At 61.3% G+C, this 21,944-nt stretch carries 24 protein-coding genes; 10 read left to right on the top strand and 14 right to left on the bottom strand.

Annotated features, from left to right (window positions below; all coding sequences use genetic code 11):
• The first annotated feature begins 111 nt into the window (after positions 1–111).
• The 5 genes from GC125_RS11475 to GC125_RS11455 all read left to right on the top strand — a co-directional run bounded on the left by GC125_RS11475 (position 112) and on the right by GC125_RS11455 (position 3,550).
• Positions 112–579 carry a RidA family protein gene (locus GC125_RS11475; RefSeq protein WP_151985792.1) on the top strand — a complete coding sequence of 156 codons (468 nt, stop codon included), beginning with the start codon at positions 112–114 and terminating at the stop codon, positions 577–579.
• Between the two features lie 29 nt (positions 580–608).
• Positions 609–1,340, top strand: coding sequence for a glycerophosphodiester phosphodiesterase (locus tag GC125_RS11470; protein ID WP_151985791.1), 732 nt, complete (start codon positions 609–611; stop codon positions 1,338–1,340).
• Positions 1,341–1,402: 62 nt separating this feature from the next.
• Complete coding sequence (locus GC125_RS11465) at positions 1,403–2,611, top strand: GNAT family N-acetyltransferase (RefSeq protein ID WP_502706052.1); 1,209 nt, start codon at positions 1,403–1,405, stop codon at positions 2,609–2,611.
• A 67-nt stretch (positions 2,612–2,678) separates the two neighbouring features.
• Positions 2,679–3,008: a DMT family transporter gene (locus GC125_RS11460; RefSeq protein WP_151985790.1), complete on the top strand. Its 330-nt coding sequence runs from the start codon at positions 2,679–2,681 to the stop codon at positions 3,006–3,008.
• A 113-nt stretch (positions 3,009–3,121) separates the two neighbouring features.
• Complete coding sequence (locus GC125_RS11455; RefSeq protein WP_151985789.1) at positions 3,122–3,550, top strand: HIT family protein; 429 nt, start codon at positions 3,122–3,124, stop codon at positions 3,548–3,550.
• A gap of 12 nt (positions 3,551–3,562) precedes the next feature.
• Here the strand turns inward: GC125_RS11455 and GC125_RS11450 are convergent, their stop codons facing one another.
• From GC125_RS11450 to pdhA, 8 genes are all read right to left on the bottom strand, one after another.
• Complete coding sequence (locus tag GC125_RS11450) at positions 3,563–4,030, bottom strand: type II toxin-antitoxin system RatA family toxin (protein WP_151985788.1); 468 nt, start codon at positions 4,028–4,030, stop codon at positions 3,563–3,565.
• A 112-nt stretch (positions 4,031–4,142) separates the two neighbouring features.
• Positions 4,143–5,111: a lipoyl synthase gene (gene lipA, locus GC125_RS11445; protein ID WP_151985787.1), complete on the bottom strand. Its 969-nt coding sequence runs from the start codon at positions 5,109–5,111 to the stop codon at positions 4,143–4,145.
• Positions 5,112–5,235: 124 nt separating this feature from the next.
• Positions 5,236–5,490 (bottom strand): GlsB/YeaQ/YmgE family stress response membrane protein, encoded by a 255-nt coding sequence (locus tag GC125_RS11440; RefSeq protein WP_151985786.1) that lies wholly within the window; start codon positions 5,488–5,490, stop codon positions 5,236–5,238.
• Between the two features lie 104 nt (positions 5,491–5,594).
• Positions 5,595–7,040, bottom strand: a complete 1,446-nt coding sequence (gene lpdA, locus GC125_RS11435; protein WP_151985785.1) for a dihydrolipoyl dehydrogenase — start codon at positions 7,038–7,040, stop codon at positions 5,595–5,597.
• 120 nt (positions 7,041–7,160) lie between these two features.
• Complete coding sequence (locus GC125_RS11430) at positions 7,161–7,802, bottom strand: SGNH/GDSL hydrolase family protein (RefSeq protein WP_199864557.1); 642 nt, start codon at positions 7,800–7,802, stop codon at positions 7,161–7,163.
• Between the two features lie 7 nt (positions 7,803–7,809).
• Complete coding sequence (locus GC125_RS11425; protein ID WP_151985783.1) at positions 7,810–9,183, bottom strand: pyruvate dehydrogenase complex dihydrolipoamide acetyltransferase; 1,374 nt, start codon at positions 9,181–9,183, stop codon at positions 7,810–7,812.
• A gap of 13 nt (positions 9,184–9,196) precedes the next feature.
• A complete protein-coding gene (locus tag GC125_RS11420; protein ID WP_151985782.1) occupies positions 9,197–10,606 on the bottom strand; it encodes a pyruvate dehydrogenase complex E1 component subunit beta in 1,410 nt (469 codons plus the stop codon).
• Between the two features lie 15 nt (positions 10,607–10,621).
• Complete coding sequence (gene pdhA, locus GC125_RS11415) at positions 10,622–11,710, bottom strand: pyruvate dehydrogenase (acetyl-transferring) E1 component subunit alpha (RefSeq protein WP_151985781.1); 1,089 nt, start codon at positions 11,708–11,710, stop codon at positions 10,622–10,624.
• 347 nt (positions 11,711–12,057) lie between these two features.
• Between pdhA and GC125_RS11410 the strand changes: the two genes are divergently transcribed.
• Complete coding sequence (locus tag GC125_RS11410) at positions 12,058–12,297, top strand: hypothetical protein (protein ID WP_151985780.1); 240 nt, start codon at positions 12,058–12,060, stop codon at positions 12,295–12,297.
• Here GC125_RS11410 and GC125_RS11405 read toward each other — a convergent pair.
• The 4 genes from GC125_RS11405 to GC125_RS11390 all read right to left on the bottom strand — a co-directional run bounded on the left by GC125_RS11405 (position 12,276) and on the right by GC125_RS11390 (position 17,204).
• The gene (locus tag GC125_RS11405) at positions 12,276–12,668 is read right to left on the bottom strand and encodes a DUF1850 domain-containing protein (RefSeq protein ID WP_151985779.1); all 393 of its coding nucleotides are present in this window, start codon (positions 12,666–12,668) and stop codon (positions 12,276–12,278) included. The two genes, GC125_RS11410 and GC125_RS11405, sit on opposite strands and share 22 nt — an antisense overlap.
• Positions 12,665–14,794: a TRAP transporter permease gene (locus GC125_RS11400; protein WP_151985778.1), complete on the bottom strand. Its 2,130-nt coding sequence runs from the start codon at positions 14,792–14,794 to the stop codon at positions 12,665–12,667. Before GC125_RS11400 ends, GC125_RS11405 begins: the two co-directional genes overlap by 4 nt.
• Positions 14,795–14,922: 128 nt before the next feature.
• On the bottom strand, positions 14,923–15,879 hold the full coding sequence (locus GC125_RS11395) for a TAXI family TRAP transporter solute-binding subunit (protein WP_151985777.1): 957 nt from the start codon (positions 15,877–15,879) through the stop codon (positions 14,923–14,925).
• Positions 15,880–16,211: 332 nt separating this feature from the next.
• Positions 16,212–17,204 (bottom strand): hypothetical protein, encoded by a 993-nt coding sequence (locus GC125_RS11390; RefSeq protein ID WP_151985776.1) that lies wholly within the window; start codon positions 17,202–17,204, stop codon positions 16,212–16,214.
• Positions 17,205–17,346: 142 nt separating this feature from the next.
• Here GC125_RS11390 and GC125_RS11385 point away from each other — a divergent pair, with 142 nt between their 5' ends.
• Genes GC125_RS11385 through GC125_RS11375 form a run of 3 tightly spaced genes read left to right on the top strand, consistent with a single transcriptional unit; the run spans position 17,347 to position 19,736 of the window.
• On the top strand, positions 17,347–17,724 hold the full coding sequence (locus GC125_RS11385) for a PepSY domain-containing protein (protein ID WP_199864556.1): 378 nt from the start codon (positions 17,347–17,349) through the stop codon (positions 17,722–17,724).
• Positions 17,721–18,389 carry a response regulator gene (locus tag GC125_RS11380; protein ID WP_151985774.1) on the top strand — a complete coding sequence of 223 codons (669 nt, stop codon included), beginning with the start codon at positions 17,721–17,723 and terminating at the stop codon, positions 18,387–18,389. The genes GC125_RS11385 and GC125_RS11380 overlap by 4 nt, the downstream gene beginning before the upstream one ends.
• Positions 18,390–18,392: 3 nt before the next feature.
• Entirely contained in the window at positions 18,393–19,736 is a 1,344-nt protein-coding gene (locus tag GC125_RS11375) for a sensor histidine kinase (RefSeq protein ID WP_151985773.1), read from the top strand.
• A 4-nt stretch (positions 19,737–19,740) separates the two neighbouring features.
• Here GC125_RS11375 and GC125_RS11370 read toward each other — a convergent pair whose 3' ends face one another.
• Entirely contained in the window at positions 19,741–20,169 is a 429-nt protein-coding gene (locus tag GC125_RS11370; RefSeq protein WP_151987814.1) for a CBS domain-containing protein, read from the bottom strand.
• Positions 20,170–20,282: 113 nt separating this feature from the next.
• Positions 20,283–21,029 carry a rhomboid family intramembrane serine protease gene (locus GC125_RS11365; protein ID WP_151985772.1) on the bottom strand — a complete coding sequence of 249 codons (747 nt, stop codon included), beginning with the start codon at positions 21,027–21,029 and terminating at the stop codon, positions 20,283–20,285.
• A 253-nt stretch (positions 21,030–21,282) separates the two neighbouring features.
• Between GC125_RS11365 and GC125_RS11360 the strand changes: the two genes are divergently transcribed.
• Positions 21,283–21,894 (top strand): PilZ domain-containing protein, encoded by a 612-nt coding sequence (locus GC125_RS11360; protein ID WP_151985771.1) that lies wholly within the window; start codon positions 21,283–21,285, stop codon positions 21,892–21,894.
• Positions 21,895–21,944 lie beyond the last annotated feature (50 nt).

Below are 21,944 nucleotides of genomic sequence, written 5' to 3'. Positions count from 1 at the left end.
TCTCCTAGCAAAACCTCACACATGTTACAGGAAGCCTCGGGGCAAAAGCGAGGCGCTTGACGCCGCGTCCGCATACGACATCTTAGGCGCAGAAAAACGGGTGAACCTTTCATGGCCAATACGATTGCCGATCGACTTGCCGAACGCGGTATCGATCTTCCACAAGCGGCTGCTCCAGCCGCCAACTACGTTGCCTGGGTGATCGCAGGCGACATGCTCTACATTTCCGGCCAGCTTCCTCTCGAGAAGGGGCACCTCGCCTATACGGGGCACCTTGGTCATGACCACAAAGTTCTGGCGGGCCAGGCGGCTGCCGAACTTTGCGCCATCAATGTTCTTGCCCAGGCCAAGTCGGCGCTTGATGGCGATCTGGAACGGATCGTCCAGCTCGTGCGGATCACTGGCTATGTCGCGTCGACGCCGGATTTCGTCGAGCAGCACCTCGTCGTCAACGGCGCGTCCGATCTCTTCGCTGCGGTCCTCGGAGACAAGGGCAAGCATGCCCGCGCTGCGGTAGGCACCGCCTCGCTGCCGCTCAATGCGGCCGTCGAGGTCGACGCCATCTTCCAGATCGCCTGATCCCCTGATCGAATTGCCGCGGAACACCTATGCAGACGCTTGCCTGGCTGACTGAACACCCCATCGCCCACCGTGGATATCACGACCTCAATCGCACCGTCTGGGAGAATACGATTGCCGCATTCGAGCGGGCGGTGGAGGCCGGCTTCGCCATCGAGTGCGACCTGCACCTGGCTGCCGACGGCGTGCCGGTGGTTTTTCACGATGATATGCTCGAGCGCCTGTGCAGCCTGCCCGGGCGAACGCGCGACAAGCTTTCGACGGAGCTTGCACTGCTGACCGTCGGCGGCACCAGGGAGCGGATCCCAACGTTCAAACAGCTTTTGGCGCTTGTTGCCGGCCGTGTTCCGATCGTCGTTGAGCTGAAAGGCTGCGAGGGTGACGATGACGATTTCGCCGGGGCGGTTCTCGAAGATCTGGACGGTTACGAGGGACCGGTAGCCCTGATGTCGTTCGACCACTGGCTCCTCAGGGACCTCAGGGCGCTCGAATGCCCCTACCCGCTTGGGCTTACGGCCGAGGGACAGCGCAACGAGGACCTGCAGCGGCACGAGGATGCGATGCGTCTCGGGCTCGATTTCGTGTCCTACTGTGCGTTTCATCTGCCGAACCGCTTCATCGACGGCGTGCGTGAAAGCGGCAAACCGGTCATCACGTGGACGGTGCGCGACGAAGCGGCTCTGGCTCACAGCATGCGCCATGCAGACCAGATCACGTTTGAAGGCTTCGATCCGCGAACGGTCTCGCCATCCCCGATCTAGGCAGGCCTTAAAATAGCCGAGCGGCGCACTACTTTCTCGCAAGTGCGAACATGGGGAATGCGATGACCGCCGGAAAAGCTGCTGAGGATCGCGGCCAGATCGAATTCACGATCGAAGTTGCGTCATCGATGGTCGATGTGGACCGGCCAACCTGGGACCAGCTGGCCGGAACGACGCGGGCGAGCGCCACTCCGGATATCCCCTACAATCCCTTTCTTTCCTACGATTTCCTGTCTGCTCTCGAACAATCCGGCTCGGTCGCCGCCAAGACCGGCTGGCTGCCGCGCCATCTGATGCTGAAAGACCCTGAAGGGGCGCTTTGTGGCGCCGTGCCGGCCTATCTCAAGAGCCACAGCCAGGGCGAATATGTCTTCGATCACGGGTGGGCGGATGCCTTCGAGCGTGCCGGCGGCGAGTATTACCCCAAGCTGCAGGCATCGATCCCCTTCACGCCGGCGACCGGGCCACGACTTCTGGCACCTGCGGATGCACGCCGCACGGTCGTGCAGGCCGCGCTGGCGCAAGGCCTTATAGCGCTGACGGATCGGCTGGGCATTTCATCGGCTCATATTACTTTCGTTCCCGAAGACGAGATGCCCGTGTTCGAAGAAGCAGACTTCCTCCATCGAACCGACCAGCAATTCCATTTCCACAATCAATCCTACGGCAGTTACGACGATTTTCTCGCCACGTTGGCGTCACGCAAACGCAAGGCGCTCAGGCGCGAACGTCAGCAGGCGATGGAAAACGGCATCTCCATCGAGCGCCTCACGGGCCCATCGATCACCGAAGAGCACTGGGACGCGTTCTACGCCTTCTATATCGATACCGGCGCCCGAAAATGGGGCCGGCCCTATCTCAACCGCGCCTTCTTCAGCCTGATCGGGGAGACGATGGCGGACGACATCCTGCTTGTGATGGCGAAGCGAGAGGGTCGCTACATCGCCGGAGCGATCAATTTCATCGGCGGCGACTGCGTCTTTGGTCGCCATTGGGGCTGCATCGAGGATCACCCCTTCCTGCATTTCGAGATCTGCTATCATCAGGCCATCGATTTCGCGATCGAACGGGGCTTGCCCCGTGTCGAGGCCGGCGCCCAGGGGGAACACAAGCTGGCGCGCGGATATCTGCCAGTCACCACCCACTCCGCCCATTATATCGCCCATCCAGGCCTGAAGCGCGCGGTTGCCGACTATCTCGAACGGGAGCGCCGCGAGGTCGACCAGATCGGCGCGATCCTCACCGAGCACGGTCCGTTCAAGAAGGCATGACGCTCGCTTTCGCCCATCCGACCGGCTAGACGGAGAACAGTCGCCACACGCGCCCGAGAGCAGCTCCATGGTTTACGTCTACCTCGTCGTCGCCGTCATCTTCGAGGTGATCGCCACGTCTGCGCTCAAGCTGTCGGAAGGCTTCACGCGGTTGTGGCCTTCCATCGTCACGGTCGGCGGCTACAGCATAGCGTTCTTCTTCCTATCGCTGACGCTGAAGACGATGCCGGTCGGGATCGTCTACGCGCTCTGGTCGGGCACAGGCATCGTGCTGATTGCGGCCATCGGCTATTTCGCTTTCGGGCAGCGGCTCGATCTTCCAGCCATCATCGGCCTCGCGCTGATCATCGCAGGCGTCCTGATCGTCAATCTCTTCTCGCGAACCGTCGGCCACTGAAGCGTTTCAGGTGAAGTGGGTACCGGTTCATCGTTTGGGGGCGTGACACAGCCAAAGGCTTGACGGGCCGGCGGAGAATTTCGCACATGGACGCAATCCGAGGAGACACGACGATGACCACGCCCGAGGCTTATGACGACGCCAACATCTTTGCCAGGATCCTGCGCGGCGAGCTGCCGGCGCATCGCGTCTACGAGGACGATCACACTCTTGCGTTCATGGACATCATGCCGCGCGGCGACGGCCACTGCCTCGTCCTGCCCAAGGCTCCATCACGCAACATCCTGGATGTCGAGCCCGGCGATCTCTCGCATGTGATGGCCACCGTGCAGAAACTTGCCCGGGCGGTGAAGAAGGCGTTCGATGCCGATGGCGTGACCATTCAGCAGTTCAACGAAAGCGCTGGCGGTCAGGTCGTCTTCCACCTGCATGTCCATGTGATCCCGCGCTTCGACGGCGTTGCGCTGAAGCCGCACACCGGCACCATGGAAGATCCGGACATTTTGAAAGCCAATGCGGAGAAAATCCGCGCTGCACTTTGATCGGCGGAGAAATCAGCCGGTCTGCTTGCGCAGACCGTAAATCTTGTCGGCGCGGCGCTCGAATGCTTCGGCAAAGGTGCGAAAGGCGCGATCGAACATCGTGCCCATCAGCATGCCCAGCATGCGATTGCGAAACTGGTAGTCGATGAAGAAGTGAACGGCGCAACTGTCCGGGCCCGTTTCTTCGAACGTCCAGCGGTTGTCGAGATACCGGAACGGGCCATCGATATATTTCACGTCGATGCGATTCTCGGCGGGGCGCAGAACGACCTGGCTCGAAAACGTCTCGCGAATGGCCTTGTAGCCGACCGACATATCGGCGACGAGCAGCTCTTTCCCGTCCTCACCCTCCTTGCGGGAGCGCACCGTGAGGCTTTCGCAGAGCGGCAGGAATTCAGGATAGCGCTCCACATCGGCGACAAGTGCAAACATGTCGCGTGCGGAGTGATTCACTTGGCGGGTGGTTTCGAACTGAGGCATGAATCACGGCTGTTGGCGGCAGGGCCGCTTCGGGACAAGTCGATTTGCCCATAGATAAGGGCTGTTGGCGCCATGTCGACCATAAAAGGCCGGCACGGCGCCGACAGCGCATTCAGGACGCCAGCGCGAGCTTCTTTTCGCGCGCAACGCGAAGCCGGGCAAAATCGTCGCCCGCATGGTGGGAAGAGCGAGTCAGCGGGCTGGCCGAAACCATCAGAAAGCCCTTGGAGTATGCAACGGTCTCATAGGACTTGAATTCGTCCGGCGTCACGAAGCTGACGACGCGGTGATGCTTGCGACTTGGCTGCAGATACTGGCCGATCGTGATGAAATCGACATCCGCCGTGCGCAGATCGTCCATCAACTGCAGCACTTCGTTCCGCTCCTCACCGAGACCGACCATGATGCCGGATTTGGTGAAGATCGTCGGATCGAGCTCTTTAACCCGCTGCAAAAGACGCATCGAGTGGAAATAGCGCGCTCCGGGACGCACCGTCAGGTAGTTCGAGGCGACGGTCTCCAGATTGTGATTGAAGACATCCGGCCGCGCCGCGACCACAGTTTCCAAGGCTCCTGGCTTGCGCAGGAAATCAGGGGTCAGGATTTCGATTGTCGTTCCCGGAGCGTGGCGCCGGATCGCGTGGATCACCTCGACAAAATGATGGGCACCGCCATCGGCGAGATCGTCGCGATCGACCGATGTGATCACCACGTGGTTCAAGCCCATCTTCGCGACGGCGAGGCCTACATTCTCGGGCTCATTGGGATCGAGCGCGTTCGGCATGCCGGTTGCAACGTTGCAGAACGCGCAAGCCCGGGTGCAGATCTCGCCCATGATCATGAAGGTGGCGTGCTTCTTGTCCCAGCACTCGCCGATGTTGGGGCAGCCCGCCTCCTCGCAAACCGTGACGAGATTGTGCGATTTCACGAGCTCGCGGGTTTCGCGATAGCCTTGGGACGTTGGCGCCTTGACGCGAATCCACTCTGGCTTGCGCGCGATCTCGTTATCGGGCCGGTGGGCCTTTTCGGGATGACGCAGACGCTGCTTTGCCTCGGCGATTGTATCCAGCACAGTGACCATGAATGCTCCAGAACGCGATCAGGCGCGCGATGAAATAGATGGAGCGGTTATAGGCGGTTGGCCAGAAAAAAGTAAGGCCGCCATCTGCATGGCGGCCTTGTCTCAAAGCATTGCTTGAGGTCGTTTATCGCCTGACGGCGCGACCAATGGCAATCAGAATGCACGCGCCGATGAAGCCAACGATCAAGTAGATCAGAACGCCGGTGCCGGTGTAGATGCCGAGAACGCTGAGCAAGAAGTTCAGCAGCGCGGCACCGATGATGCCGAGAATGATGTTCATGAAGAGACCGTGATTGCTCTTCATGAATTGTTCCGCGAGCCAACCCGCGATGCCGCCGACGATGATTGCGCCCAGCAGTCCCATGCCGTTCAGATCCATGACCCCATCTCCTTTTCTTCAATTAGAAGTCGGCCTTAAAACGTTACAAACGCTTCGCGGTTCCCGGTGTCTTCGAATTTGCTGATGGACTGCTGCCAGACGTATCAGGCGTTCAAAGCGCGGCCATAGGCGTCGAGCACGCTCTCCTTCATCATCTCCGACAGAGTGGGGTGCGGGAAGATCGTGTGCATGAGGTCCTCTTCCGTGGTCTCGAGGTTCATGGCGACGACGAAGCCCTGGATCAGCTCCGTCACTTCGGCCCCGACCATGTGCGCGCCGATGAGTTCGCCGGTCTTCTTGTCGAAGATCGTCTTGATAAGTCCGTTGTCTTCGCCGAGCGCAATAGCCTTGCCGTTTGCGGCAAACTGGAAGCGGCCGACGCGGATATCGCGGCCGGCTTCCTTTGCCTTGGCTTCGGTCAGCCCCACGGATGCCACCTGCGGGTGGCAATAGGTGCAGCCTGGGATCTTGTTCTTGTCCATGGCATGGACGCCTGGAACGCCTGCAATCTTTTCGATGCAGATCACGCCTTCATGCTCTGCCTTGTGGGCGAGCATCGGCGGCCCGGCCACGTCCCCGATCGCATAGAGGCCGGCGACGTTGGTCTTGCCGTAGCCATCGATGACGACGCAGCCGCGGTCGGTCTTCACGCCCAGCTTTTCGAGGCCGAGGTTTTCGATGTTGCCCTGAACGCCCACCGCTGAGATCAGCCGGTCGGCCGTGATCGTCTGCGTCTTGCCGTCCTTGGTCTCGATATGCGCTGTGACCGAGCTGGCGGATTTGTCGACCTTGCTGACCTTTGCGTCGGTGATGATCTTCATACCGCGCTTTTCGAGCGCCTTGCGCGCTATGGCGGAGATTTCCGCATCCTCGACCGGCATGATGTCGGACATCAGTTCGACGACGGTAACGTCGACGCCCATCGACCGGTAGAACGACGCGAATTCGATGCCGATCGCACCAGAGCCCATCACCAGCAGTGACTTCGGCATTTCCTGCGGCACCATGGCCTCGAAATAGGTCCAGATCAGCTTGCCGTCTGGCTCGATGCCCGGCAGCGTGCGGGGGCGCGCGCCTGTCGCCAGGATGATGTGCTTGGCGGTGTAGGTCCCCTCGCCCTTCGTGCCCTTGGGCGCCGGCGGCTGAGGCTCGACGGGCTTCTTCTTCATCGGCGAAACCTTGATCTCGCCCGGCTTGGTCAGTTCGGCCTCGCCCCAGATCACATCGATCTTGTTCTTCTTCATCAGGAAGCCGACGCCGCCATTGAGACGCAGCGAGACGCCGCGTGACCGCTTGACCACATCCTCCACCTTGGCCGTCATCGTGCCTTCCAACGTCAAGCCGTAGTCCTTGGCGTGGTTGGCGTGATCGAGGATTTCAGCCGATCGCAGGAGCGCCTTGGTGGGGATGCAGCCCCAGTTGAGGCAGATACCGCCCATATGTTCGCGCTCGACAATCGCGGTCTTGAAACCAAGCTGGGCGGAGCGGATCGCGGTGACGTAGCCGCCAGGGCCCGAACCGATGATAATGACGTCGTAGCTTTCGGCCATGTCCCTATCCTTTTCCGGTCTAGAATAATTTTGCTTTTCTTCGCATCGCTCAATTATTCTAAGTTTTGACTTGTCGCATTTCCGGGCGGTGAACCGGTATCCACTTCACCTAGAAGCGCTCTAGATCCCGAGCATAACCCGGACGATCGGTGCCAGGCCCTTGCCTATCGCACGCGTGTTGTCGGCATCGAGATGCACACCGTCGATCGGCGTCGTCACGGCGACGGACGACGCATCGAAGAACCCGCAGCCCATCTCGTCGGCGAGATCGGCATAGTAGGAGGCGAGCATTTCAGACTGCTCGATCGCGCCGCTATACATCGCCGAGAAAATCGGATCGGCGGTTTCGCAGATGATCGGTGGCGCGACGATCAGCACCTCCGGCGCTTCGTAGAGCGGGCGCCACGTGTGATGCTTCACCTGCTCCACCAGCCGCTCCATGCCGAGCATCGCATCGATGGCGCGGCCGGCAACCTTGGCCTTCAAATCGTTGGTGCCGAGCATGATGATGACGAGATCGATCGGCTCATGGCTCGAAAGAAGCGTCGGCAGGATCTTGGTCCCGGCGCGTTCGGCAAGCGCCGTTGGATCGTCATAGGCCGTGGTGCGGCCGCCGAGACCCTCGGCGACCACGTCGATCTCGCCACCGAGATGCGCCTTCAACGATGACGGCCAGAGATCGGCATAGCCATGCCGACCGCCCGTGGCGGCATCCGTACCCCATGTGAGTGAATCGCCGAAGCAGAGGATGGTTTTCATCAAACCGTCCCTAGACCAGCATTCCCATCGGGTTTTCGATGTAGCGCTTGAAGGCGCCGATCAGCTCGGCTCCGAGCGCGCCATCGACGCAGCGATGATCGGTCGAGAGCGTTACGGTCATGACTTCCGCAATCGCCAGCTCGCCGTTCTTGACGATCGGCCGCTTTTCGCCGGCGCCGACCGCCAGGATGGTGGCATGCGGCGGGTTGATGACGGCGGAGAAGTTCTTGACCCCCATCATGCCCATGTTGGAGACCGCCGACGTTCCGCCCTGATACTCTTCCGGCTTCAGCTTGCGGTCGCGGGCGCGCTTGCCGAGATCCTTCATCTCGTTCGAGATGGCCGAGAGCGACTTCTCCTCGGCCTTGCGGATGATCGGCGTGATCAGGCCACCCGGGATCGACACGGCAACGCCGACATCGGCGTGCTTGTGCTTGACCATCGCGCTTTCGGTCCAGGAGACGTTCGCGTCCGGCACGTCGCGTAGCGCCAAGGCCAGAGCCTTGATCACCAGATCGTTGACAGAGAGCTTGTAGGCGGGCTTGTCGTCGCGGACCGGTGCGGCGTCGTTCAACTGCTTGCGCAGCGCCAGAAGCGCATCGAGCTCGCAATCGACCGAGACGTAGAAATGTGGAACGGTCTGCTTGGACTCGACCAGCCGCTTGGCGATGGTCTTGCGCATGCCGTCATGCGGCACGAGTTCGTAGGAGCCTTCGGCGAAATTCTTGAGAACCTGTTCGTCGCTGGCGCCCTTCGCCATCGGAGCCGGTGCGGTGGCCGATGCAGACGGAGCCTGCGCGCCGCTCGCCGCAGCCTTGGGTGCGCCGCCCTTGGCGGCTGCCTCGATGTCGGCTTTCACGATGCGGCCCTTCGGACCGGTACCGGAAACTGCAGAAAGATCGAGGCCGCTTTCCTTGGCAAGCCTGCGCGCCAGCGGCGATGCGAAAATGCGCTCGCCGTCCTTCTTCGGTGCAGGCGTGGAAGCGGCAGGTGCTTGGTCGGCGACCGGCTTTGCCGTTTCTGCCGGCTTCTCGGCCTTTTCCTCGGCCTTGGGCTGTTCGGCCTTCGCCTCGGGCTGGTCCGTCTTTGCCTCAGCTTTCGCCTCCGAACCGTCGCCCTTGGCGGCGGCAGCGGCGTCTTCACCTTCTTCGGCGAGAATGGCAATGACGGCGTTGACCTTCACGCCTTCGGTACCGGCCGGCACGACCAGCTTGGCGATCGTGCCTTCGTCGACGGCTTCGACTTCCATCGTCGCCTTATCGGTTTCGATCTCGGCGATGACGTCACCGGAGGAGACCTTGTCGCCCTCCTTCACCAGCCATTTTGCGAGATTGCCCTCTTCCATCGTGGGAGAGAGCGCGGGCATCGTGATGTTGATCGGCATCTCTTGCCCTCCCTCAGGCTTTGTAAGTCACGGCTTTCACAGCATCGACGACTTCCTGGACGTTCGGCAGAGCGAGTTTTTCCAGGTTGGCGGCATAAGGCATCGGCACGTCCTTGCCGGCGATCGTGATGACCGGCGCATCCAGATAATCGAATGCTTGCTGCATCACGCGCGTGGCGATCTCGGTGCCGACGGACGATTGCGGGAAACCTTCTTCCACCGTGACCAGGCGGCCTGTCTTCTTCACCGATTCGATGACGGTCGGAAGATCCATTGGCCGAATGGTGCGCAGATCGATCAGCTCGACATCGATGCCCATACCGGCCAGCTCGTCCATCGCCTTGAGGGCGTAGGTCATGCCGATGCCGAAGGAGACGATCGTGACGTCCGTACCCTTCTTGTGGATACGGGCCTTGCCGATCGGCAGCACGAAATCATCCATCTTCGGTACGTCGAAGCTCTGGCCGTAGAGGATCTCGTTTTCGAGGAAGATGATAGGGTTGGGATCGCGGATCGCGGCCTTGAGCAGGCCTTTGGCGTCTGCTGCCGTATATGGCATGACGACCTTGAGGCCCGGGATGTGGCCGTACCATGCGGCGTAACACTGCGAGTGCTGAGCGCCGACGCGGGCTGCAGCACCATTCGGTCCACGGAAGACGATCGGCGCACCCATCTGGCCGCCGGCCATGTAAAGGGTCTTGGCGGCCGAGTTCACGATGTGGTCGATCGCCTGCATGGCGAAGTTGAACGTCATGAATTCGACGATCGGCTTCAGACCGGACATGGCCGCTCCGACGCCGACGCCGGCAAAGCCATGCTCGGTAATCGGCGTGTCGACGACGCGCTTGGCGCCGAACTCGTCCAGCAGGCCCTGGGTGATCTTGTAGGCGCCCTGATACTCGGCGACTTCCTCGCCCATGATGAAGACGTCCTTGTCGCGGCGCATCTCCTCGGCCATGGCGTCGCGCAGCGCTTCACGCACCGTCGTCGAAACCATTTCGGTGCCTTCAGGAATGTCAGGATCGGACTGGGCTTCGACCTTGGGCTGGGCCGGGACCTTGCCGCTCTCCTTGGAGCCCTCGGCCTCGCCTTTCGGCTCGTCCTTGGGCGCTTCCGCTTCGGCAGGCGCTTCGGCTTCTGCCTTCTGACCACCACCGGAAGCCGCGGCCGATGCGTCTTCGCCTTCTTCGGCGAGGATTGCGATGACGGCATTCACCTTGACGTTCTCGGTGCCTTCCGGAACGACGATCTTGGCGATCGTCCCCTCATCGACGGCTTCGACTTCCATCGTCGCCTTGTCGGTCTCGATCTCGGCGATCACGTCACCGGCGGCGACCGTGTCGCCTTCCTTTTTCAGCCATTTCGACAGCGTGCCCTCTTCCATCGTCGGGGACAGCGCCGGCATCAGAATTTCAACAGACATGGGCGGCTCCCGACCTTAAATGAGAATATCGGTGTAGAGCTCGGACGGATCCGGCTCGGGATTGGACTGTGCGAAGTCGGCGCTGTCGGCAACGATGTCGCGGATCTTCTTGTCCATCGCCTTCAGTTCGTCCTCGCTGGCCCAACCGTTGTCGAGAAGCCGCTTTCGCACCTGCTCGATCGGGTCCTGCTCGGAGCGCATCTTCTGCACTTCGTCTTTAGAACGGTATTTCGCCGGGTCGGACATGGAGTGGCCACGATACCGGTATGTCAGCATCTCCAGGATGATCGGGCCCTTGCCCGAACGGCAGTGCTCGGCGGCCAGATCGCCGGCAGCCTTGACCGCGCGCACGTCCATGCCATCCACCTGGATTCCCGGGATGTTGAAGGATGCGCCGCGCTGGGAGAAATCGGTCTGGGCCGAGGCGCGCGAGACGGAAGTGCCCATCGCGTAGCGGTTGTTCTCGACGATGTAGACGACAGGCAGCTTCCAGAGAGCGGCCATGTTGAAGCTTTCGTAGACCTGGCCCTGGTTGGCCGCGCCGTCACCGAAATAGGTCAGCGAGATGTTGTCGTTCTCGCGGTAACGGTTCGCAAAAGCGAGCCCGGTGCCGAGCGAGACCTGACCGCCAACGATGCCATGGCCGCCATAGAACCCCTTCTCCTTGGAGAACATGTGCATTGAGCCGCCCTTGCCGCGGGAATAACCATCCCTGCGGCCGGTCAGCTCGGCCATGACGCCGCGCGGCTTCATACCGGTTGCGAGCATGTGGCCATGGTCGCGGTAGCCGGTAATGACCTGATCGCCTTCCTTCAACGCCATCTGCATGCCGATGACGACTGCTTCCTGGCCGATATAGAGGTGGCAGAAACCGCCGATGAAACCCATGCCGTACAGCTGGCCGGCCTTCTCCTCGAAGCGCCGGATGAGCAGCATGTCGTTGTAGGCCTGCAGTTCACGCTCCTTGGTGAACTCCTCCGGCGCCGGGGGCGCTATGATCTGTCCGACAGGCGACGATTTCTTCGTCTGCTGGCGAACGGATGCGGATGTGCGGGCAGATGACGTACGGCGAGCAGCCGTTGACGCGGGCTTGCGCGTGGCCATGCATTTCCTCCCTGAGACGCAATTCGTTGGCTCGAACCTATGCTAAAGCGAAACGGCCAGCAACAGCGCAAATGCATAGCTTCAATGCAATGGAAGTGACTGATTTGTAATGTCTTTCAGGTTATTAACTTGTTTCGTGTTAATTGCTGCAATGCGGTCATTGCGGCGCACACAGAGATGGTGCGCCGCACTTTCCGGACCCGATTTCAGCACCCGGGGATCGCATGGCGCTGCCCGGAAATGGCACAGCCGACAAGCTCTCGTTAGCCGTCTGAGAAGAGCGCATCAGGGACGTCTTTATAAGCGCTCCGGTTATGCCATTTTAGTCCGTTCGGGGGCGTCACTTCATGCCTTTGGAGATCGACATGACGTCGGACAGCTTCGCTAAAATGGTGCGCTTTCTGGTTGATGATCAGGCAGTGAGCAACGACGATATTCGAGCCGCCATCGATGAGCTCGATGAGGACCTGTTGACCGCGCGCTATCGCAGTGCGCCGGTGCCGCTGGAACGGTTTCGTTTGCGGAAGGTTCTGCGCGCCGTGGCGCTCGAGCGAGGGGTCGGCTATCAGTCGTCGAACAGCGGTTGACCAGGTTCGTCGCACGCTTTCATTTCCAGCGTGCTGCCGGCTACGGCGACAAGTGAGCCGATCGTCCGGCAGCGACCCATGGCGCAGATTTGCCAGTCGCTGCCCTGCCCCGCATCAGAGAAGAACACGGACGGCCTCGGGGGCAAGCTCGGCTCGTAGACCCATGCGCCGTCGATCATCTCCGCACCGGCCGGGATCTCCATGCCGGCACCCGTGCCCTGGACATGCGCGCGCTCGATGACCAACAGGCCATCGGCGACGCGCCAATCCTCGCGCCACTCGGTCTTTTCCACGGAGTGCGTCCAAACAAGTGAAAATGCTTCCAGAGCCAGCGCGATGGTTTTGCCCGCCGCGCTCAGGCAGAGGCTCATTCGCCCGCGACCGCCTGCTCCCGGCTTCGTCGGCTACGCCACCATTGCAGGGCCAGGAACACTGCCGCGAGCGCAAAGCCGACCTCATCTGTAATCGGCATTGCCAGAACGAGCGAGAAAGCTGCGGCGGTTGCCAGCAACCGTTCCCACCAGGCAAGCGGGGCAAACATGAAGCCGATCGCCGCCGCGCCCCAGAGCGATATCGAGATAACGGTCTTGAAGACGATGTAGGCCACGGCGGGCCAAAAGCCGATCGCTTCGGCCAATGGGCCGCCATCCTGCATCATGAGTGCCGGCGTATAGACGGCCATGAAGGGAATGACGAAGCCGGCCAACGCGATCTTCACGGCCTGCATGCCGATCTTCATGCCCGATTCCTTGGCGATGGGAGCGGCGGCGAAAGCTGCGAGCGCGACCGGCGGCGTCAGGTCGGCGAGGATGCCGAAGTAGAAGACGAACATGTGGCTGACGAGCAGCGGAACGCCGAGTTCCAGCAGTGCCGGCCCCGCGATGGACGACGTGATGATGTAGTTCGGAATCGTCGGAATGCCCATGCCAAGGATGAGGCACGTGATCATCGTCAGAACCAGCGATAGGAACAGGTTCGTCTCGCCGATGCGGACGATGAAGGATGCGAAGGTCGAGGCCGAACCCGTCAGGGTGAGGACACCGATGATGACGCCGACCATGGCGCAGGCGATCGCGACCGGAAGCGCATTCTTTGCGCCGTCGGCCAATGCGTCACGGCAATCGGCCAACGTCTGCCGCCCGCCCTTGACGAAAGCGTTGACGGCAATGAGCACGGCGATCGTGACGATGATGACGTTGACGCCATACTGGAAGAACGCGGCGCAGAGCAGGCCGAGCAGAATCCAGAAAAGAAAGCGGATCGCCTGACCGGGCAGTCCACGAGCTATGGCGCCGCCGAGGATGAGAACGGCGGTGAGCGCCAGGCCCATCGTACCGGCAAAAAGCGGCGTGTAGCCCGTAAACAGCAGGTAGACGAGTGCTGCCAGGGGAATGGTCAGGTACCAGCCCGCGCGCAGCGCACCGATGGCGCTTGGCAGCTGATCGCGGCTCATGCCGACGAGGCCGCGCTTGCCGGCTTCCAGATGCACCATCCAGAACGCTGAGAAGAAATAGAGGATCGCCGGAATGATCGCAGCGATGACCACCTCACGGTAGGGAATGTTAAGCGTTTCGGCCATGATGAATGCGACGGCGCCCATGACCGGCGGCATGATCTGCCCACCCATGGACGACACCGCCTCGACGCCGCCGGCGAAGGCCGGCTTGTAGCCGAAGCGTTTCATGAGAGGGATGGTGAACTGGCCGGTGGTCACGACATTCGCGACGCCGGAGCCCGAAATGGTGCCCATGAAACCCGATGACACGACGGCCACTTTCGCCGGTCCGCCCCGCGTATGGCCAACCATGCCGAGCGAGACATCGGTGAAAAGCTTGATCATCCCCGCCCGTTCGAGAAACGATCCGAACAGAATGAACAGGAAGATATAGGTCGCCGATACGTAGACCGGCGTGCCGTAGATTCCTTCGGTGCCAAAGCCGAGATGACCGATGATCTGATCGAAGCCGTAACCGCGATGGGCGAGCACCCCGGGGAAATATTCACCGAACATGCCATAGATCAGAAAGACGCCGGCAATGATCGGCAGCGCGATCCCCATCAAGCGACGCGTTGCCTCGAAGACGAGCGCGATCATGATCGTCCCGACGACGAGGTCCTGCGTGATCAGCCAGCCGCCTTCGCGCAGGATGAGATCCTCGTAAAAGACGTAGTGATACACCCCGGTCAGAAAGCCCAGGATGCCGGCACCCCACAGCGCGATCCGCAAGGGAAGCGGTCCGCCCTTGAGGCTGGCAATCAGGGAGAAGCCGAGCAACAAAACGAAGCCGACGTGCAGCGCGCGGACCGTCTGGCTGGGCAGCGAATGGTAAGCGGCAAACCACAGTTGGAAGACCGAGAACGCGATCGCGATCAGGAAGACGATGCGCCCTTCCAATCCTTGCCCATACCCGCCAGGCAGGCCGTGTTCGGCTTCGGAAGCTTCAGGCGGCGCCTGAAGCGACGCATCCAAGGGCAATTCACGCTCGCTGGCTGTCATTGTGCTTACTCGTTGGGGCGTCTCGGCTGATGAACGGGAGCCGATCGCAAAGTCACTGTCGGGTACAGACAAATAGCGCCCCAAGATCACTCGGGGCGCTATTCCATCTCATCGGATGTATGTCGACGTCAGTCGATCAGGCCCTGTTCGCGGTAATAACGCTCGGCGCCTGGGTGCAGCGGGACCGGGTTTTCATCCACGGCGTTCTGAACATCGATTTCGGCTGCTGCCGAATGGGCCGAGACCATCCGATCGAGGTTTTCGTAGAGCAGCTTGGTCATCTGGTAGACGGTTTCCTCGTCCACATCTTCATGGGTGACTAGGTAGTTGATGACCGAAGCGGTCTCCACGTCCTCATCCTGACCCTCATAGGTGCCGGCGGGAATGATCGCGGGTGCGTAAGGCGCGCCGATCGACTCCACCAGCTCCGACGGGATTTCGACGATCGTGGTCGGATTGGTGGTGGACAAATCCTGGATCGACGCAACACCAAGGCCAGCGGACTGCAAGGTCGCGTCCAGCTGACGGTTCTTCATCAGTTCGACGGACTCGGCGAAGGGCAGATACTGGACCTGACCGAGATTTTCATAGGTCATGTCGGCGGCGCCGAGAATGGCGCGGGTGTTCAGCTCGGTGCCCGAAGCCGGAGCGCCAACCGACAGGGTGCGACCTTCGAGATCGGCGAGCGTCGTGATGCCGGAATCGGCCGTCGCGACAAGCTGGAGATAGTTCGGGTAGATCGCAGCAACGCGCCGCAGCTTCTGAAGCGGTGCACGGAAACCGGCTTCTTCGTTGCCTTCCCAGCCCATCACGAGAGAATCACCAAGCGAGAAACCGATCTCGCCCCTGCCCTGCTCGAGAAGGTTGAGGTTCTCGACCGAGGCCTTGGTGGCCTGGACCTGGGTGCGGACACCTTCGATGTTGTCGCCATAGATCTCGGACATCGCAACGCCGAGCGGGTAATAGACCCCCGACGTGCCGCCGGTCAGCACGTTGATGAACTGTTGCGCACTTGCGGCGCCTGGAAATGCACCGATTGCCAGGACCATCCCGCCAAGGACAGCCTTCTTCATCAGTTTCGACATCGTTTATCTCCTCCACACGACGGGTCTCTCGCCCGCGTTTTTCTGCTGCAAACACAGGCGACGCGCCGCCGCCCGATTCCTCCATATGCCGTCGTTCTCGAGCGCGCTCCCTGCGCCGAACCGACTGCTAGCGACCGCTTGGGCCGTGATTGATTGCGCTTCCTTGAACGGGCAAGCGCTACCCGACGGCGCAAAAGCTACACGGCACATACCCATCAGGCAAGTTGCACAGTGTCCTGCGGGGACGTTTCCCGGGTTGCGTCCCAAACGAGCGAAGCCGGCGGTCCATGATGAGCCGCCGGCTTCGATCTTCGATTTTCCGGATGCCACGTTCAGCGTTGAAGCTGTTCCTTGTAGATTTCGCCGTTTAGATCGACATGCAGCATGACCGTCTCGCCCTCGGGATTGACGGCGCTCACCTCGAAATGGCGCGGCTTGCGCTCAACGTTGCCGCTCCATTCGTAACCACCTGCTTCGACCGCGGTGCGAAGAGCGCCTTCGTCCACGCTCGGCCGCGCCGAACGGTCATCGTCATCGTCGATTTCAACCTTGAGGATGCGTCCGTCGATTGCGATCTCCATCTCGATCTCGCTCCCCTGCGCATCATAACCGTCGACTTCGGCGTGGTTGCGCTTCGCGTCATATTCCCTGAGATCGACGATGCCGCGTTCGGCGACCGCGGCCCGCATCACTTCCGGCAACAAGGACGTCAGGTCGACCGTCATGGCCGGCTGGTCGCTTTCGACATCGATCTTCTTGATCTGGCCATCGAAAAAGACATCCACGTCGACCTGCCGACCGTCCGCGTCTCTGGTCTCGAATTCATAGTGACGGCCTTTGCGCTCATCGAGCCGGATGTCGGTCAGACCCGCGGCTTCAAGCATTGAGCTGATCTGCCGGATCTCATCTTGTCCAGCGGGCCCGCCCTCTGGCGCTGGTCGGCGCTCAGGCCCGCGCTCGGCATTCGCCCACGGCGGCGGACCGTCGGCGCCACGCACCTCGATTTCGCTGCCGTCTTCACGCACGATACGCACGGCATCGAAGCCGTCGCCATCAGGCTGGCCGTAAACGGTAAGCCGTTCGCCGGCCCGAATGTCATATTCTTGACCGCGCTCCGGTCCGGCTTCGACGAGGACGCGTCCCGTGCCGTCATCGAGCACGAAGCGGTTGCCGAACACGTCACTCACCTCGCCTTCGATGTTCATGCCGGCGGAGTTGCCGAGCTGATCGATCGAAACGGTCTGCGCGAATGCTGCTGCGCCGGCGAACGGCAGCGAAGCGGCTGCGACAAGCAACGGAAGGATGGCTTTCGGCATGAGTGTCATGGTTGGTTCCTTTGCTGATGCCGTTGGCAGTTCAAATGACTGCGCTTCGGCTTGCCCTTCTTCTACGTCCTCTGGCCTGAACAGGACCGCAACCGCCCGGTTCAACTTCCATTCAAGATCAGCCGCTATAAGTGCGGGCATGATGACCGACCATATCCCCACCCCTCCAAATTGGCTCGGACGGCCATTCCTGTCCGGCCTTTTCGTTGCTGCAGGCATCGCGATCGCGGGAACGTCGTCAGTGGCCGCAAACCCGCTCGCGCCCACGATTCTCGCCCAATCGCAGGACGCGACCGTGTCGATCGCGCAGGCCATGGAGCGCGCCCAGGCCCGTTTTGAAGGAACCGTCATCGAAGCCGTGCTCGATACCGGCCGGCCGCATGAGCAGACCGACATCGTCTATGCTTTGCGGATGCTGACACCGCGCGGCGACATCTTGCGCATCCGTGTCGACGGACGCGATGGAGCGATATTGGAAGCTGACGGTCGCGGTCTCGTCGATGCGAGGCGACGCCCATGAGAGCGCTTGTGGTGGAAGACGACGAGCGCATCGCCGGCCAGATTGCCGAGGCGCTGACTACGGCCGGCTTTGCGGTCGACACGTCGCATGACGGCGAAGCGGCTGAATTTCTCGGCATGACGGAGACTTACGATGTGGTCGTCCTGGATCTCGGCCTGCCCAAGATGGACGGCATCTCGATCCTGACGAGCTGGCGTCGCGGGAAGAGGATGATGCCGGTTCTGATCCTGACGGCGCGCGACGACTGGTCGGAGAAAGTGCGTGGTTTTCGCGCCGGCGCAGACGACTACGTCGTCAAGCCTTTCCGGATGGAAGAGGTCGTCGTGCGCTGCCGCAGCCTCGTGCGCCGGGCTGCCGGCCACGCCACGAGCGAACTGACCTGCGGGCCGCTGGTGCTCGACACGCAACTTGCCATCATCACGCTCGATGGTCTGCCGCTGAAGCTCACGGCATTCGAGACGCGGATGCTTTCCTACCTCATCCACCATGCGGAACGCCCCATCACCCGCACGGAGCTCAGCGAACACCTTTATGAACGCGATACGGATCGCGACTTCAATTCGATCGAAGTGATCATCGGTCGGCTGCGGCGCAAGATCGGTCGCAACATGATCGAGACGATCCGCGGCCAAGGCTATCGCCTCTCCGCGCCCGCGGACGCCTGATCGATGGCGCGACGGTCGTTGAAACTGCGCCTCGTCGGCCTGGCGCTGGTCTGGACAGCTGTCGCGATCCTGATTGCCGGGCTCTTCATTTCGGCACTCCTGCGCCAGTTCGTCGAACGCAATGCGGACGCGCAGTTGCAGGCGACGATGATCGCCGTCATGTCCGGCACCGAGTTCGACGAACAGGGCAACGTGGTCATCGCCAATTCGGTGGTCGATCCCCGCTTCGATCGGCCGCTGTCGGGCTGGTACTGGCAGGTCAATGACGAAAATGGGGTGCTGTCGCGCTCCCGATCGCTCTGGGACGTCGAACTGGGCGTCGCCGTCGCCGAACCGGACGGCACGATCACGACCCGCACCGAGGCAGGGCCCAACGGGGCGATCATCCGCAAACAGGAGCGCGATTTCACCGCACCCGGTGGAACGCGCCGCCTGAGGGTCGTCGTCGCCATGCCGGCAGACCTGATCGAAGACGAAGTGGCGACCATCGTGCAGCCGCTCGTCCTGTCGCTCGCGCTGCTTGCCGTCGGCATTGCGATCGCGATCGGCCTTCAGGTGCATTTCGGGCTGCAGCCGCTCGCCAAACTCGGGCGGGACCTTGCCGCCGTGCGGCGTGGTGATGAAGAGCGGTTACCCGATCAGCCCTACGTGGAAATCGCGCCGGTCGCATCCGAGATCAACGCGCTTCTCGCCCACAACAAGACTGTGATCGACCGCGCGCGGACCCATGTGGGCAATTTGGCCCATGGCCTCAAAACACCCCTGTCGGTCTTGAGCAACCGGCTTCAGACGACAAACGATACCGACGATGGCGCCCTGCTCGATGCGACGGAGCAGATGAACAGGCTGATCGGCCACCATCTGCGCCGCGCGCGATCGGCCGCGTCGCACGGCGTGCTCGGAGCACGGGTTTCCGTCGGCGAAGCGATCTCGGATCTGCTGCCGGTCTTTCGAGGTATCCATGCCGATCGTCAGCTGTCGCTGGAGGTCGACGTACACGGTCGACCAAGCTTCGCCGGCGAGCGGCAGGATCTCGATGAAATGCTCGGAAACCTCATCGACAACGCCTGCAAATGGGCGTCGAAGTCAGTTCTCGTGACCGCCAAAACCGGGGACGGTGGTCGCATGACCATTTCGATACGGGACGATGGTCCGGGGCTGGCTGAAGAGGCCCTTCAAGCCGCGACATCCCGTGGCGTGCGTTTCGACGAGAGCAAGCCAGGGAGCGGCCTTGGTCTATCGATCGTCGACGATCTGGCTCGGCTTTATGGCGGCACGCTCACGCTTGAACGCGCCGCCGGTAGCGGTCTTCTGGCAACGCTGGAGCTACCGGCCAGCGACGCGTGATCGATCAGCTGGCGATGTAAGCCTTCATGTCTTCCGCCTCGCGCTCCACATCCTGGATGCGCCGGCGCACCACGTCCCCGATGGAGATGATTCCAGCCAGCCTGCCGCTGATCGCCACCGGCAGATGGCGGAACCGTCCATTGGTCATGATCTCCATCACTTCGTTGATGGAACTCTCTTCTTGGCACTGGACCACTTTGCGCGTCATGACGCTTGCAACTTGTTGGTCCATGACCTCGCCGCCACGTTCGGCGATGGCACGCACGATATCGCGTTCGGAAAGAATGCCGAGAATTTGACGGTCCGGATCGACGACGACTACCGCGCCGATTTTCTGCTCCGTCAGCACGCGCGCGGCATCCATGAGGGTCGTTTCGCGACTGACCGTGGTCACGTCCCGCCCTTTTTCATCCAATATGATTCTGACTGTCATCTCTTCCTCCACATGCCGCGGCTCGATGCATATTCCCCCCGAGCGAGCACCCTCTGGGCGCATCGTGCGGCGTCAGCAGAACTTTTTCAAGCAAGACCTTGGAGTGTCGGATGTCAGGCCCAGGATCGACGATCGAAGAAGGCGAAGCCCAGGAAACCGAACAGGAATCCCCCGATATGCGCTTCCCAGGCGATCTGGGTCGTACCACTCGGATCGGACCCAAACCCGAAGGCGGCGAGGGCATTGATGCCGAACCAAAGTCCGACATAAACCAGGACCGTCCGGTTGCTTAGAGACTCCACCACGGAGAGGCGCGGTAGGAAATGTGCCTTTTCCCGTCTGAAGCGGCCGCTCTGCGGAAAGGCAAACCGCGCCGCCGCACCCATGAGGCCGGAGACGACGCCCGATGCGCCGATGACGGGTACGTCGTCTCCCCAGTGAAGGGCGAGATGCAGCGCGACGGCTGCGACTGCCGATGCCACCCAGAACAGAACGAAGCGCGTCGTGCCGATACGCCGCGCCACGATTGAACCGAATGCCACCAGCCACAGAGAATTGACGATGATATGCGCGAAGCTGCCATGCAGCAGCGAATAGGTGACGGGCGACCACAACCATGCCGGCGATTGGTCGGTCAGCGGAACGGCGTACCGCAAAGGAATGAACGCGGTCTCCAACAACAGGCCCAAATCCTGAATGCGGCCCAGAAGCCCGACGCGGATCAGATGTATCGCCCAAAGAAGACCGAGCGCTATTACCACCACACGCGGCAAGTTGAACACGGGTTCGGATCGACGCTCAGGCTCGGGCGCTGCGCCAACCGGTTCGCCGGGCGCATGACTGCTGTTGTCGTTCGTCATGGACAATTCACTCCTGCGCCGAGTCGTGCCAGAGCCGCTTGGGCGGCGTCGATGTTGGTTTAGAGGTGGGACGGTGCAGGCACAAAGTCAATTGAATCAGGGGAAAGACACAACAGATCCGCCGGATGGACCAAGGTTTCGCCGAGCAGAACAGTGCACCATTTTTACACCGTGACCTTGGATGAATATTACCGGTTGTTAACAGATATGGCCTAACCTTGGGGACAAGATCCTGTTTATGCCAAGGGGCACCATGTCATTCGTCCTTGAAAAGGCGCCAAGCGCCCCGACTGCATCCGGCGATCGACGCTTTCAGAGCGTGACCGTCAACCTGCCCGGTCGCCTGATGTGCGCGGATTTCTCCGAGTTCGATTGCGTGGCGGCGGAAATGTCGCCGGGTGATGTGGTGTTCCAGTGCGCCGCGCGCCCGAAGACCAATGAACGCATCGTCGCTTATCTCGATCACATCGGACGTATCGAAGGTCGCGTGGTGGAGGCGGATGGCCGCGGATTCGCGATCACGCTCAACGCCACGCAGCGCAAGCGCGAGAAGCTTGCGGCGCAGCTCACTTGGCTTGCCAACAAACACGAGCTCGCCCTTCCTGAAGACCGTCGCCACGAGCGTTACACGCCCCGCAGTGCGCGTTCCGAAATCCTGCTCGAAGACGGCCGTCGGTACGCATGCCGCGTGATCGATCTTTCGCTTTCCGGCGCCGCGATCGAGATCGACGTGCGCCCTGCCCTCGGCACGCCGCTGACGCTTGGAACGATGCGCGGTCGCGTTGTGCGCCACTTCCAGGAAGGCGTCGCGATGGAGTTCGTGCGCGTTCAACCTGCCGAAGCATTGCGAAATTATCTCGGATAATTTTTCAGGCAGCTGGCTCGAAACAAGCCAGTTTCCGGCCAAATCCTTCC

The organism is Rhizobium sp. EC-SD404 (assembly GCF_902498825.1).
Taxonomy (GTDB): domain Bacteria; phylum Pseudomonadota; class Alphaproteobacteria; order Rhizobiales; family Rhizobiaceae; genus Georhizobium.
Note: the sequence above shows the minus strand (reverse complement) of the source record. Positions and strands in the feature narration are given on the sequence as shown.